Source organism: Streptomyces sp. NBC_00873, assembly GCF_045207415.1.
GTDB lineage: Bacteria > Actinomycetota > Actinomycetes > Streptomycetales > Streptomycetaceae > Streptomyces.
Genome location: NZ_CP108803.1, coordinates 3,258,329 through 3,271,933 on the forward strand (window position 1 = coordinate 3,258,329; position 13,605 = coordinate 3,271,933).

Consider the following 13,605-nt stretch of genomic DNA (forward strand, 5'->3'; position numbering starts at 1 on the left):
CCCGGATCAGCCCCCTCGTCCCGGATCAGCGACCGTCGGCCCGGATCCGGTCGTACGCAAGACCGAGTGCCCCGTGCACGATCAGCAGCGCTCCCGCGAACGCCCACCCTCCGCTGCGGCGCCCGATCCCCCAGGTGACGAGCGGTACCCCCGCGGCGAGCTGGGCGGTGGCGAGCGCACGCGCCTTGGGGCCCCGCAGCCACGGGCCGAGTCTGCCGCTCTCGACCGCGTCGAGTTCGATCTTCACGGCGTCGCGCCAGCCCGCCCAGGCAATCCGCTCCGTTCCAGGCCTGCTGTCGGCCGAGGCGTGCAGCCGGTCGGCGGGTTCGCCGGGATCGAGGCCGGCCGGGAGGGTCAGTCCGATGCGGGTGAGTGCGGCGAGGAGACCGCGCAGCCGGGTGCGGGCGTCCGCGTCGGGATCCGGGCGGGTCAGCGTTTCGAGCCGCTGGATGTCCAGGACGGGGTCGAGGCCGAGCCGCGCGGCAAACGTACGCATCGCCTCGTCCTCACCCGCCGGAGTCCCGTCCGCCAGCCAGACGTATCCGACGGGCCGCCGGAAGCCGGACGCGAGCGTGTAGCCGGCCCGGTCGCCGTCCCACCACAGCGCGAGAACCGGCCAGGTGGAGCCGACCGCGAGCGCGGTGGCCCAGCCGCCCACCACACTGTCGACCGGCTGATCCCCTTCTCCCGCGTCCTGCCAGGGCTTTCCCTCCGGCACGAGGACGCTCCACCCGTCACCCGCGGGCGCGAGCAGCATCCGCTCGCGCAGCAGATGGGCCACCGGCCGTACGGAGTCGGGTTCGGTCCGGCAGAGCAGCAGCGCACCCACGGGTGATGTCGCGTTCATGCCCCACACCGTAGGGCAATTTGCCCATATTTGGCGCTCTTTGATCGACCCAGGTCACCTGGCCCTCCCTTGACTTCCCGGAACCGCGATATATCGTGTTCTTCAAGGGACGCGATATGTTGCGTCACGGCGCGCTCCTGGGAGGTCAGATCCATGCCTGTGTCGACGTGGGCCATCGCCGAGCCTCAGAAGCTCACCTTCGACGACCCGGTGACGGCGCTCAGCGTGCGCATCGTCAACGGCACCGTCAACGTCGTCGGCACCGAGGAGCCGACCGCGCGGCTGGAGGTCTCCGCGATCGAGGGCCCGCCGCTCAGCGTGACGCAGAAGAACGGCATCCTCACGGTCGCCTACGAGGATCTGCCCTGGCACGGCTTCCTGAAGTGGTTCGACCGCAAGGGGCGGCACCGCAGCGCGGTGGTCTCGCTCGCCGTGCCGGCCGGGTCGACGGTCGAGCTCGGCACGGTCGGCGCCGGAGCGCTGGTCTCGGGCATCCGGGGACGCACGGACGTGCGCGGCATCACCGGCGACACCACGCTCGTCGGCCTCGCCGGCACGGTCCGCGCGGACACGGTCTCCGGCAATGTGGAGGCCCAGTCCGTCACCGGGGAGCTCCGCTTCAAGTCGGTCTCCGGCGATCTCACGGTCGTCGAGGGCGCCGGGGCGGCGGTACGGGCCGAATCGGTCAGCGGCAACATGGTGCTGGACCTGGACCCGACCGGGAAGCCCACGGACATCCGGCTGACCACGGTCTCCGGCGAGGTCGCCATCCGGCTGCCACACCCGGCGGACGCGACGGTCGAGGCGAACACGGCCAGCGGCGCCGTCTCCAACGGCTTCGAGGATCTGCGGGTCGGCGGCCAGTGGGGTGCGAAGCGGATCACCGGGACGCTCGGCGCAGGCACCGGGACACTGAGGGCCACGACCGTGTCGGGGTCGATAGCCCTGCTGCGCCGCCCACCGGCCGAGGACGATCCGTACGACGCCGAGTCGACCGGAAAGGTGCTCTGACATGCCCCCCGTATTCGCCCATGGGCGGCTCCGCCTCTACCTGCTGAAACTCCTGGACGAGGCGCCCCGTCACGGCTACGAGGTGATCCGGATCCTGGAGGAACGTTTCCAGGGCCTGTACGCACCGTCGGCAGGCACCGTCTATCCGCGCCTGGCCAAGCTGGAGGCCGAGGGTCTCGTCACGCATGCCACCGAGGGCGGCCGCAAGGTCTACTCGATCACCGACGCGGGCCGCGCCGAACTGGCGGACCGCGGCGGCGAACTGGCCGATCTGGAGCTGGAGATCCGCGAGTCGGTCTCCGAACTGGCCGCCGAGATGCGGGACGACGTGCGGGGTGCGGCGGGGAAGCTGCGCAGCGAGATGCGCGCGGCAGCCGGCGAGACCCGGCACACCTCCGCCACCGGGACCGGCGCGAAGAGCGACCGGGGCTCCCCGTTCGGCGACTTCACGGACTTCGGCGACAGTGAGGCCTGGCGCATCGCCAAGGAGGAGCTGCGCAAGGCCAAGCAGGAGTGGAAGGAGCAGGCCCGCCGGGCGAAGGACGAGTCCCGCCGCGCCCGCGAGGACGCCCAGCAGGCGCGCCGCCAGGCCGAGGAGGCCCAGGAGAAGGCGCGCGAGCAGATGCAGAACGCGGCCCGGCAGGTCCAGGAGCACTTCGCCCGGGGCGACTGGCCCACCGGCGTACGGGAGGGGCTGGCCGAGATCACCGGTCGCCTGGCCGGCTACACCGGGACGACCGGCCGGCCCCCGTACACCAAGCCCGAACCGGCGGCCGCCGACCCCGACTGGGGCAAGGAGACGGGCACGACGGGCGACCCGGCGCGCGACCTGGACCGCCTGCTCGACCGCTTCCGGGACGACATCCGCGACGCGGCCCGCGACCGGGGCGTCACGGAGGGCCAGCTGGTGGAGGCCCGCCGCCATCTGTCGACGGCGGCGGCCCGCATCGGCGCGCTCCTGCGGAAGGGCACCGACGCCAAGGAGTGAGCAGGGCCGGGGGCATGCCACCTGGCACGCCCCCGGCACGTCCACCACATCGCAGCACTTCAGGATGTGGTGAGTACGATCTTCCCGAACTGGTCGCCCGAGGCGAGCCGCTCGAACCCCTCGCGGGCGCGGTCCAGCGGCAGCACCTCGTCGATGACGGGCCGCACTCCGGTCGTCGCACAGAACGCCAGCAGGTCCTCCAGCTCGTCCTTGGACCCCATCGTCGAACCGACGACCTTCAGCTCCAGGAAGAAGATCCGGGTCAGCTCGGCGTGCGAGGGCCGGTCGCCGCTGGTCGCGCCGGAGATGACCAGGGTGCCACCCGGGCTCAGCGACTTCACCGAGTGGGACCAGGTGGCAGCGCCGACCGTCTCGATGACGGCATCGACGCGCTGCGGCAGCCGCGCGCCGGGCTCGTACGCCTCGATCGCACCGAGCTCGACGGCCCTCTTGCGCTTGGCCTCGTCGCGGCTGGTGGCGTAGATCCGCAGCCCGGCAGCCTTGCCGAGGACGATCGCGGCGGTCGCGACACCACCGCCGGCGCCCTGGACGAGGACGGAGTCACCGGGCCGTACTCCGGCATTGGTGAAGAGCATCCGGTACGCGGTGAGCCAGGCGGTCGGCAGACAGGCCGCCTGCTCGAAGGTGAGCTCCTTCGGCTTGGGCAGCACATTCCAGCTGGGGACGGTGACCTGCTCGGCGAAGGTGCCCTGGTAGCGCTCGGTGAGGATGGACCGGGGCTCGTTCGGGCCGACGCCGTGCCCGGTCTGGCCGATGACGGAGTGCAGGACGACCTCGTTGCCGTCCTCGTCGATCCCGGCTGCGTCGCAGCCGAGGATCATCGGCAGCTTGTCCTCGGCGAGGCCGACGCCACGGAGCGACCAGAGGTCGTGATGGTTGAGGGAAGCGGCCCGGACATGGACGGTGGTCCAGCCGGGGCGCGCCTCGGGAGCGGGGCGCTCGCCCAGCTCAAGGCCGGTGAGGGGCTGGTCGCGGTCGATGCGGGCTGCGTAGGCGGCGAACATGGCCCTGACACTAGGCGCGGGGCGGGTGGGGCGGAACCGCCGGAGGGTGTGACGTGGCCCGCGTGGCCGTACCCGGGGGCGCGGAGCATCGTTCGGCCTCGCCGGCGTTCGAGGCGCGGGGCCCGGGGCCGGGCCCCGGTTCGTTCGGGAAGGGGCGGGGCGGGGCGAAGGTACGCCGCGCAGGCGTCCCGCACCCCACCCCGCCCCGAGCTCACCTCAGCGGCGCGCCACACCCTCCGCGCGCGCGGCCGCGGCAACCGCGGCCGTCACCGCGGGAGCAACCCGCTCGTCGAACGGCGAGGGAATCACGTAGTCCGCCGCCAGCTCGTCCCCCACCACATCCGCCAGCGCATTCGCCGCGGCAATCTTCATGCCCTCGGTGATGCGGGACGCACGCACCTGCAGCGCACCGGCGAAGATGCCGGGGAAGGCCAGCACGTTGTTGATCTGGTTCGGGTAGTCCGACCGGCCCGTCGCCACGACCGCCGCGTACTTGTGCGCGATGTCGGGGTGGACCTCCGGGTCCGGGTTGGCCATGGCGAAGACGAACGCACCGGGCGCCATCGACGCGACCGCCGCCTCCGGCACCGTACCGCCGGAGACGCCGATGAAGACGTCCGCGCCGACCAGAGCCGTCTCCAGCGAACCGGAGATGCCGGCCTTGTTGGTGATCTCCGCGAGCTCACGCTTGACGTCCGTCAGGTCCTCGCGGTCCCGGCTGACGATCCCCTTGCGGTCGGCCACGGCGACGTCACCGAGCCCCGCCTCCAGCAGGAACTTGGCGATGGCCACGCCTGCCGCGCCCGCGCCGGAGATGACGCCGCGCAGGTCACCGAGGGTCCGCCCGGACAGCTTCGCGGCGTTGCGCAGCGCGGCCAGGGTGACCACGGCCGTGCCGTGCTGGTCGTCGTGGAAGACCGGAATGTCGAGCCGCTCCTGCAGCCTGCGCTCGATCTCGAAGCAGCGGGGCGCCGAGATGTCCTCCAGATTCACCCCTCCGAAGGAGGGTGCGAGCCGGACCACCGTCTCCACGATCTCGTCCGCATCGGTCGTCGCGAGCGCGATCGGCACCGCGTCGACCCCGCCGAACTGCTTGAAGAGGATCGCCTTGCCCTCCATCACGGGCAAGGACGCCTCCGGTCCGATGTCTCCCAGCCCGAGCACCGCGGTGCCGTCCGTCACGACGGCGACGACCTGCGACTTCCAGGTGTAGTCGTGAACCAGCTCGGGATTCTCCGCGATGGCGCTGCACACCTTGGCAACGCCCGGTGTGTACGCGAGGGACAAGTCGTCCTTGTCACGCAGCGGGACGGTGGCCTGCACGGCCATCTTCCCGCCGCGGTGGAGCGCGAAGGCCGCGTCGAACGGCTCATCGGTGGCGCTCCCGGTACTGCTGTCAGTCGTGCTGTCGCTGCGAGGATTGACGATCTCCGCTGCCATGGTGATGACCCCTTAAGTCTTCTTTGTCTGAGGGTGGCCACTCCTGGTTGAGGAGGGGTGGGCGGGCACCGCGTACGTTCCCTGCGCTGGGCGGTTGGCCCGCTCCGGCAGGGGGAGGTACGTACGCGCGGGCGCGCCGCACACGCGCCCTGAGCCCCGGATGAGGGGTGTAAAGGTCTTTCTTACCGGACAGACCGCATCCCGGACGAGTCGAGATCGGCGCGGTGACGTGCCTCATAGTCGAATATCTGGACAAGTCGACTAATCAACCAGATATCCGTCCACCAGTCGAGACGCGCCGAAGATTCTCCGGCCGGAAGTAGAAAACCCCATAGAAGGTCCGGCCTTGGTGTACCGGCCTACTGAGGTTCGGGGATCGCCCGTTACCCGATTTTGACATGACTGGCCCCCTGATTGGGCTAGTCCGAATGGCAAGATGCCGTAACCATACGAGGCGGCGACATCCGACGATGTGTGCCATACCGCCTGGCAACCCCACCCTCACCTGCCGGAGGAACCCGATCATGACCGCACGCACCACCTGTCGTACGACCGCAAAGTCCCGGATTGCAGCGGTCTGCGCCATCGCGGTCGCCGGCACCATGCTGCTGACCGCCTGTGGCGACCAGACCAAGGGCGGAACGACGGCGTCCGAATCGACGAAGAACTCCTCCGGGGCGTCCTCCCCCGCCGACCTCCTGCCGCAGGACATCAAGGCCAAGGGCGTCATCAACGTCGGCTCGGACATCGCGTACCCGCCGGTCGAGTTCAAGGACAAGTCCGGCAAGGTCGTCGGCATCGACCCCGACCTCGGTGCCGCGCTGGGCAAGGAGCTCGGTGTGCGCTTCGAGTTCGAGAACGGCACGTTCGACACGCTGATCTCGGGCCTGCGCGCCAAGCGCTACCAGCTGGCGATGTCGGCCATGACCGACACCAAGGACCGCCAGGAAGGCATCGACTCCGAGACGAAGAAGAAGGTCGGCGAGGGCGTCGACTTCGTCGACTACTTCTCCGCCGGTGTCTCGATCTACACCAAGAAGGGTGACGACAAGGGCATCAAGACCTGGTCCGACCTCTGCGGCAAGAAGATCGCCGTGCAGCGCGGCACCGTCTCGCACGACCTCGCCAAGGCCGAGTCCAAGAAGTGCACGGGCGGCAAGACGATCGCGATCGAGTCGTACGACACGGACCTGGAGGCCCAGACCCGGCTGCGCAGCGGTGGCGTCGACGCGGTCTCCTCCGACTTCCCGGTGGCCGCGTACGCGGTGAAGACCTCGGGTGGCGGCAACGACTTCCAGCTGGTCGGCGAGCAGGTCGAAGCCGCTCCGTACGGCATCGCCATCGCCAAGGGCAACGACCAGCTCACCAAGGCCATCCAGGCGGCCCTGGACGCGCTGGTCAAGAACGGCGAGTACGGAAAGATCATCGCGAAGTGGGGCGTGGAGGCCGGCGCGGTCACCGAGGCCAAGATCAACGGCGGATCCTGACCAGGCCCCGCACCGAAAGGCTTCACCTGTGACTGACATCGAGAAGACGGGCCCGGCCGACAAGCCGCCCGTCCCCCCCACCCCGCCGGCCGGACCGGAGGCGATCAAGGCCATCCCGGTCCGGCACTACGGCCGGTACGTCTCGGCGGCCATCGCCATCGCCGCGCTCGTCGCGATCGTCTACGCCTTCTCCCAGGGCAAGATCAACTGGGGCGCCGTCCCCGACTACTTCTTCGACGACCGGATCATCAGGGGCGTCGGCCAGACCCTGCTGCTGACCGCACTGTCGATGGTCATCGGCATCGTCGGGGGCATCCTGCTCGCGGTGATGCGGCTGTCCAAGAACCCGGTGACCTCGTCCATCGCGTGGTTCTACATCTGGTTCTTCCGCGGCACCCCGGTCCTGGTCCAGCTGTTCGTCTGGTTCAACCTGGGTCTGGTCTTCGAGTACATCAACCTCGGGCCGATCTACAAGGACTACTGGTCGAGCTTCATGACGCCGCTGCTGACGGCGCTGCTCGGCCTGGGCCTCAACGAGGCCGCGTACATGGCGGAGATCTGCCGCGCCGGTCTGCTCTCGGTCGACGAGGGCCAGACGGAGGCGTCGCACGCGCTGGGCATGAGCCACGGCAAGACACTGCGGCGCATCGTGATCCCGCAGGCCATGCGGGTGATCGTGCCGCCGACGGGCAACGAAGTCATCAACATGCTGAAGACGACGTCGCTCGTGTCGGCCGTGCAGTTCACCGAACTGTTCCGGTACGCCCAGGACATCGGATCGTCGTCCGGAGCCCCGGTGGAGATGTACTTCCTCGCCGCGGCCTGGTACCTGATCATGACGTCCGTGCTGACAGTCGGCCAGTTCTATCTGGAGCGCTACTACGCGCGCGGTTCGAGCCGCAGCCTGCCGCCGACCCCCATACAGAAGATCCGGGCCAACCTGCTGTCCCTGGGACGCCCGTCGGGAGGCATGGCATGACCGCCATGGTGAAGGCCGAGGGCGTCCACAAGTCCTTCGGCGCCGCACACATTCTCAAGGGCATCGACCTGGAGGTCGCCCCGCGGGAGGTCTTCTGCCTGATCGGCCCGTCCGGTTCCGGCAAGTCGACGTTCCTTCGGTGCATCAACCACCTGGAGCAGATCAACGCCGGCCGGCTCTATGTCGACGGCGATCTGGTGGGCTACCGCCAGAAGGGTGACAAGCTCTACGAGCTCAAGGACACCGAGGTCGCCCTGAAGCGCCGGGACATCGGCATGGTCTTCCAGCGCTTCAATCTCTTCCCGCACATGACGGCCATCGAGAACGTCATGGAGGCACCCGTCCAGGTCAAGGGCGAGGCGAAGGCCGTCGCCCGGGCCCGCGCGGAGCGGTTGCTGGACCGGGTCGGCCTGGCCGACAAGGCGAAGAACTACCCGTCGCAGCTCTCCGGCGGCCAGCAGCAGCGGGTGGCGATCGCCCGCGCCCTGGCCATGGAGCCGAAGCTGATGCTCTTCGACGAGCCGACCTCGGCGCTCGACCCGGAGCTGGTGGGCGACGTCCTGGACGTCATGCGCGGACTCGCGGACGACGGCATGACGATGGTCGTCGTGACCCATGAGATGGGCTTCGCCCGGGAGGTCGGCGATGCGCTGGTCTTCATGGACGACGGGGTGGTGGTCGAGTCGGGCCACCCTCGCGACGTACTGACGAACCCGCAGCACGACCGGACGAAGTCGTTCCTGTCGAAGGTCCTGTAGCGGTACGGGAATGACACGAGGGCGGTACGGACCCCGGTCCGTACCGCCCTCTCCCGTGTCCGGCCCCGGGCTACTTCTTCGGCAGCAGCTCCGGGCTCAGCATCAGCGTGCGCAGCTGGGCGCGGGTGAGCGGCGTGCTCTTGAGCAGCGGCCCCTGCGCGGTGTCGTTCTTGAGGCCGGTGCTGTCCCGTACGGCCAGCAGCCCGCCGTCCTTCAGGGTGAGCCGTGCGACGAGCTCATGACCCCACAGGGGCATACTGCCGTACTCCATCGAGTCGCTCCAGATGGTCAGCACCCGGCCGTCCGGCAGTTCCTCGCGTACGCAGTCGGCCGGGCGCCGCTCCCCGTTGGTCGGCTTGCAGAGGTTCGCGGCGGGATCGACTCCGCCGAACTTCTGGCCGACCTGCTTGCCGTTCATGGCGCCGATGACGAGGTAGCCGACGCCTCCGTCCCTCCGGACGGCGTACTGCCCGTCCAGCGGCCCCACCGGATGCTCCTTGGCCTGCTGCGGGGTCGCGTTCTTGATGATCACGGCGAGCGAGACCTGCTCGAGCGAGCCGACTCCCTTGGGCAACAGATTGACCAGCGCCTTCGCCCTGCCGCTGTTGCCGACCAGCTCGGCGGGCGCGGCCACCGAACTCGTCTGCGGCTTCTCCTGCGCGGTGAGCCCGGGCACCGCGAGCGCTCCGGCCGCGACCACGGCGAACGCGGCCGTCGCGACGGTCGCCCGCCGCCGCCACCGCACCCGGGCGGCCTTCGCGTACACCCCTTCGGTGCTGATGACCGGCTGCCCCGCGTGCTCGGCGGCCCGCCCCAGCAGCTCCCTGACGTCGCTCATGCGTACTCCTCCACCATGTCGGCGCGCAGCGCCGCCAACCCCCGAGCCGCGTGGCTCTTGACCGTGCTCTCCCGCATCCCGAGCATGTCGGCCGTGGCCTCGACGCTCAGGTCCTCCCAGTACCGCAGCACCAGGACGGCCCGCTGCTTGGCCGAGAGCCGGGCGAGGGCCGCCCGTACCGCAAGGCCGGTGTCCGTGTCGGGCGACCGGCCCGCGCGGTCGGGCAATTCGCCGTACGCCTGCTCGCGCCGCCAGAACCGGCGGCGGGCGGCGATGAAGGTGTTGACCAGCGTCTTGCGCGCGTACGCCTCGATGTTGTCCAGCCGCCCGTGCCGCCGCCCGCCGAGCACGACCTTCACGAGGGTCGACTGGACCAGGTCCTCGGCCTCGTGCCGGTCGCCGCAGAGCAGATAGGCGCTGCGGAACAGTGCCGTACGTCTGCCCTCGACGAAGGCGTGCAGCGCGGCATCGTCATCGATCCGCATCGTCGGCGCCCCCTCCCGGGTCCGCGGGTGCGGACCGTCTCACCCTTCCAGTGCGCCGGGGTGCGCGGCGGGTTGCAGCAGGGGCGGAAAAAGTTCGGGGCGGTACGGACCGGAGTCCGTACCACCCCATGCGGCGCACGTTGCCGCTACTTCACGGCGAGCACCAGGGCGTCCGACGGAGAGGCCCAGACGGCCCGTGCCTCGCCGAAACCCGCGGCGCGCAGGGTGTCCGCGTGCCACCGCACGGACGGCATGTCGCCGTCGGCGTGCTCGCCGTAGATCTCGTACCGCTCGGCGGTCGGTCCGGAGAGGACCGGGTCCTTGGCCGCGAGGGCCCACCAGTCCGCCCAGTCGAGGGCTCCCGCGGCCTTGGCCCGGTCCATCCCGGCGTGACGGTGGGCGCGTTCGGCCGCGTTGATACGGGGGGTGTCGGTGTCGATCATGTGATCGGCGTTCATGAACACCCCGCCGTCCCTGACGAGTCCGCCGAGCTGCCCGTAGAGCGTGGCGAGCGGTTCGCTGTGCAGCCAGTGCAGGGCGGTGGCGGTGAGGACGGCGTCGTAGGTGTCGTACGGCAACCGATCGACCCAGGCCCGGTCCTTGAGGTCGGCCGAGACGAAGGTGACGCGCTCGTCGCCGGCGAAGGAGCCGCGCGCGATGGCGAGCAGCGCCGGGTCGAGGTCGACGCCGGTACTGGTGGCCTCCGGGAACCGCCTGAGGAGCCGGTCCGTAATACTTCCCGTACCGCACGCGAGGTCGAGCACCCTCGGCCGCGGCCCGACGAAGGCCTCGACCATGTCCAGCATCACCCGGAACCGTTCCTCGCGGTCGGGCATGTACCACTCCTGCTGCCGGTCCCAGCTCTGCTGCCAAACCTGCCAGTCAGTGCCCATCGATGTCTCCGTCACCCGAACCCCTCCACTACGTAATACCCTCGAAGCAGAAACGACCGTTACATCGGTCCCCGTACCCAGACCTTAGACCGACCCTGTAAGGACTACAAGTGGAACTGGCCTATTACTCGGACTATGCGGTGCGCCTGGTCAACACCGAGGAGCCGGCCCGCAACAAGGACGTCCTCACCTCCGTCGAGGCGGTCCGCGATCTGTTCGGCGCCAACAGACAGGCGGCAAGGCGCGCCACCGACGCGGACGTGACCCGCTTCCGGTCGGTACGGGCACGGCTGCGCGCCGTTTTCGAGGCGGCCGACATCGGCGACGAGACGCTCGCCGTCGACCTGTTGAACTCGCTGTTGCTGGAGTTCCCGGTCAGCCCGCAGATCTCCGGCCACGACACCCGTGACGCGGACGGAAAACCGGACTGGCACATGCACCTGGCCGACCACCCCTCGAACGCGACGGCCGGCTACGCGGCCATCGCAGCGATGGGTCTCGCCTTCCACCTCACGTCGTACGGGGTGGACCGGCTCGGGCTCTGCGAGGCCGCGCCCTGCCGCAACGCGTACCTCGACACCTCGACCAACCGGTCCCGCCGCTACTGCTCGGACCGCTGCGCGACCCGCGCCAATGTGGCTGCCTACCGGGCCCGCAAGCGCCTGGAGACGGAGCGCGCCGCCGACACCGGCCGCAGCGCGGAGACCGCCCAGGCCAGCATCGCACGGACCGAACGCTGATCCTTCCTCAGCGGCCGGTAGCGGGCCCGGACCCGGGCCAGCACCAGCTCTTCGGGGACGGTTCCGTAGTCCGTGCTGTCCCCGCCTGCGAACGTATTGTCGGCCAGCACCCACCAGCCGCCCGCCCGGCGCTCGGTGGCGCGCTTGACGACCAACAGGTCCTGTTGGAAGGGGTGGCGCAGAACGACCACGTCACCGGGGCGCACCGGCGCCCCGTACTGCACGAGCAGCCAGTCCCCGTGATGGAGCGTGGGCACCATCGACGGCCCCGTCACCTCCACCACCTGGAACGGCACCCGCCCCGCCATGCCCCGCACGGGCTCCTGCGCCAACTCCGGCATCTCCGGCACCTCCCCGGTCCGTTCCGCGCATTCGACTACTGGTCCCATACTCACCCTGGACTTTTGGCCTAAGCCCATGGGGGCACCCACGAAAACACGTCCCTCACGGAGTAATGTCCCACCTGAGAAGACGATCACGAGGAAGGACAGCTCAATGCTTTCCCGCCTGTTTGCCCCCAAGGTGAAGGTCAGCGCCCACTGCGACCTGCCCTGCGGCGTGTACGACCCGGCCCAGGCCCGCATCGAGGCGGAGTCCGTCAAGGCCGTCCAGGAGAAGTACCAGGCCAACGAGGACCCGCACTTCCGGGCCCGCGCGGTGGTCATCAAGGAGCAGCGCGCCGAGCTCGCGAAGCACCACATCTCGGTGCTGTGGAGCGACTACTTCAAGCCCCCGCACTTCGAGAAGTACCCGGAGCTGCACCAGCTGGTCAACGACGCCCTCAAGGCGCTGTCGGCCGCGAAGGCCTCCACGGACCCGGCGACGGGCCAGAAGGCGCTGGACTACATCGCCGAGATCGACAAGATCTTCTGGGAGACCAAGAAGGCCTGATCTTTAGTTAGGCCGTCTGACCTGCGCTTTCGCGGGTCGCATCGCCTACCTGTCCGCACCCGGTCCGCAGGCCGCCGAGCACGGCGTCCATGACGGACCGGGTGCGGTCTTCTTCGCCCGGCCACAGGTGGGCGTAGATCCGCAGCGTGATGACGGCGGACGCGTGCCCGAGGACCAACTGAACCTGCTTGACGCTCGCCCCGCCGGCGATGAGCGCGGAGGCGAAGAAGTGGCGCAGGTCGTGGGTCACCATGTGCGGCAGCTCGACGGGCCCCCGGCCCTCGCGCTCGGCCGCCTCGTTCTCCGCCGCCTGGAGTGCGCGGCGAGCGCAGTTCCATTCGGTCTTCCAGCGACGGTAGTTGAGGGGTTCTCCCTCCTCCATCGTGAACAGCCACTCCTTGGAGGGGCGCGCGGCGAGGTGCGTGAGGAGCGCGTCGGTGACGACCTCGCCAACCGGGACGGTACGCCGGGACTTGGCGGTCTTCGGCGGGCCGATCAGCGGCGGCCGTCATGACGCGGACCTCAACTGGCGCATCACCGCTCAACCGAACAGGCGGGCTCAAGCGGCTCGCAGGCGAAGTACGGTCAGCGGCACGTCGTCCATGTCAGCCACGCCACACCCACCGGCCACACCAGTGGCCATGCGGCCCGGAGAGCGCAGTCGGCACCGCTGACCCAGGTCAGATCCCCTCGCCACGCATCGTGGCGGGATCTGTTGGGGCTCCTTGGAAATGGCTCTGACCGGAGTTCCGGATGCTGTTGGTGATCTTGTTGGGGTCCATGGACGTCGTGCCGTTACGCCTGTGCGGGATGGCGGAGTCGTAGCCGATGGGCGTCTCTCGTACTGCCCTCAGCCGGCAGCCTGGCTTGGCGGCTGTTGCATGACCAGCGACCGCCGGAACTCGAAGGGGGCTCGCGCCGAAGATCACCAACAGCATCTCTTCCGTCCAGCATCTCAGCACCCTCTGACCTGCGGAGCAGCGGCAACCGGCGATCCCCGCCGTCTGTCACTGACCCGCGGATGCCGTAGGCCTCACGCCGGACGTGGCTGACTCGGCGCGCTCGATGTCGCGATCGGCGTCGTCTACTGGCTGGCGCTCGTGCACGTCGCCGCCCGGCTGCGCGCGGTGCTCGGGCGACCGGCCTGGCGCCGGCGCTGGGAGCGGATCGGCGGCTGGATGTTCATCGCCCTCGGGATTGGGGTGGCCGCCACCGAGTAACGC

The 13,605-nt window shown here is 69.7% G+C and carries 14 protein-coding genes and 1 pseudogene; 7 read left to right on the plus strand and 8 right to left on the minus strand.

What is annotated here, in order from left to right:
* Positions 1–25: 25 nt before the first annotated feature.
* Positions 26–847, minus strand: a complete 822-nt coding sequence (locus OH809_RS14510; RefSeq protein WP_406421996.1) for a hypothetical protein — start codon at positions 845–847, stop codon at positions 26–28.
* Positions 848–1,000: 153 nt separating this feature from the next.
* Here OH809_RS14510 and OH809_RS14515 point away from each other — a divergent pair, with 153 nt between their 5' ends.
* On the plus strand, positions 1,001–1,858 hold the full coding sequence (locus OH809_RS14515) for a DUF4097 family beta strand repeat-containing protein (RefSeq protein WP_406421995.1): 858 nt from the start codon (positions 1,001–1,003) through the stop codon (positions 1,856–1,858).
* 1 nt (position 1,859) lies between these two features.
* On the plus strand, positions 1,860–2,846 hold the full coding sequence (locus tag OH809_RS14520) for a helix-turn-helix transcriptional regulator (protein WP_406421994.1): 987 nt from the start codon (positions 1,860–1,862) through the stop codon (positions 2,844–2,846).
* Between the two features lie 59 nt (positions 2,847–2,905).
* Here OH809_RS14520 and OH809_RS14525 read toward each other — a convergent pair whose 3' ends face one another.
* Both OH809_RS14525 and OH809_RS14530 read right to left on the minus strand, forming a co-directional pair.
* The gene (locus OH809_RS14525; protein ID WP_406421993.1) at positions 2,906–3,871 is read right to left on the minus strand and encodes a zinc-binding dehydrogenase; all 966 of its coding nucleotides are present in this window, start codon (positions 3,869–3,871) and stop codon (positions 2,906–2,908) included.
* Positions 3,872–4,087: 216 nt separating this feature from the next.
* Positions 4,088–5,311, minus strand: a complete 1,224-nt coding sequence (locus tag OH809_RS14530; protein WP_406421992.1) for an NADP-dependent malic enzyme — start codon at positions 5,309–5,311, stop codon at positions 4,088–4,090.
* A 524-nt stretch (positions 5,312–5,835) separates the two neighbouring features.
* On the opposite strand from OH809_RS14530, the gene OH809_RS14535 reads away from it, so the two are divergent.
* From OH809_RS14535 to OH809_RS14545, 3 genes are read left to right on the plus strand one after another with little or no spacing between them, the layout of a single operon-like run.
* Positions 5,836–6,798 carry an ABC transporter substrate-binding protein gene (locus OH809_RS14535; RefSeq protein WP_406421991.1) on the plus strand — a complete coding sequence of 321 codons (963 nt, stop codon included), beginning with the start codon at positions 5,836–5,838 and terminating at the stop codon, positions 6,796–6,798.
* 28 nt (positions 6,799–6,826) lie between these two features.
* On the plus strand, positions 6,827–7,777 hold the full coding sequence (locus OH809_RS14540) for an amino acid ABC transporter permease (protein WP_406421990.1): 951 nt from the start codon (positions 6,827–6,829) through the stop codon (positions 7,775–7,777).
* Positions 7,774–8,535 carry an amino acid ABC transporter ATP-binding protein gene (locus tag OH809_RS14545; protein ID WP_406421989.1) on the plus strand — a complete coding sequence of 254 codons (762 nt, stop codon included), beginning with the start codon at positions 7,774–7,776 and terminating at the stop codon, positions 8,533–8,535. The genes OH809_RS14540 and OH809_RS14545 overlap by 4 nt, the downstream gene beginning before the upstream one ends.
* 70 nt (positions 8,536–8,605) lie before the next feature.
* Here OH809_RS14545 and OH809_RS14550 read toward each other — a convergent pair whose 3' ends face one another.
* The 3 genes from OH809_RS14550 to OH809_RS14560 all read right to left on the minus strand — a co-directional run bounded on the left by OH809_RS14550 (position 8,606) and on the right by OH809_RS14560 (position 10,751).
* A complete protein-coding gene (locus OH809_RS14550; RefSeq protein WP_406515199.1) occupies positions 8,606–9,373 on the minus strand; it encodes a hypothetical protein in 768 nt (255 codons plus the stop codon).
* The gene (locus OH809_RS14555) at positions 9,370–9,858 is read right to left on the minus strand and encodes a SigE family RNA polymerase sigma factor (RefSeq protein WP_406515200.1); all 489 of its coding nucleotides are present in this window, start codon (positions 9,856–9,858) and stop codon (positions 9,370–9,372) included. Before OH809_RS14555 ends, OH809_RS14550 begins: the two co-directional genes overlap by 4 nt.
* A gap of 146 nt (positions 9,859–10,004) precedes the next feature.
* Positions 10,005–10,751: a class I SAM-dependent methyltransferase gene (locus OH809_RS14560; RefSeq protein ID WP_406515201.1), complete on the minus strand. Its 747-nt coding sequence runs from the start codon at positions 10,749–10,751 to the stop codon at positions 10,005–10,007.
* A gap of 110 nt (positions 10,752–10,861) precedes the next feature.
* Between OH809_RS14560 and OH809_RS14565 the strand changes: the two genes are divergently transcribed.
* Complete coding sequence (locus OH809_RS14565; RefSeq protein WP_406515202.1) at positions 10,862–11,491, plus strand: CGNR zinc finger domain-containing protein; 630 nt, start codon at positions 10,862–10,864, stop codon at positions 11,489–11,491.
* Here the strand turns inward: OH809_RS14565 and sodX are convergent.
* Complete coding sequence (gene sodX, locus OH809_RS14570; RefSeq protein ID WP_406516249.1) at positions 11,395–11,832, minus strand: nickel-type superoxide dismutase maturation protease; 438 nt, start codon at positions 11,830–11,832, stop codon at positions 11,395–11,397. The two genes, OH809_RS14565 and sodX, sit on opposite strands and share 97 nt — an antisense overlap.
* Positions 11,833–11,986: 154 nt before the next feature.
* Between sodX and sodN the strand changes: the two genes are divergently transcribed.
* The gene (gene sodN, locus OH809_RS14575; protein WP_266981604.1) at positions 11,987–12,382 is read left to right on the plus strand and encodes a superoxide dismutase, Ni; all 396 of its coding nucleotides are present in this window, start codon (positions 11,987–11,989) and stop codon (positions 12,380–12,382) included.
* 7 nt (positions 12,383–12,389) lie between these two features.
* Here the strand turns inward: sodN and OH809_RS14580 are convergent.
* Positions 12,390–12,878: pseudogene (locus OH809_RS14580) on the minus strand (tyrosine-type recombinase/integrase); the annotation flags it as partial.
* Between the last annotated feature and the right edge of the window lie 727 nt (positions 12,879–13,605).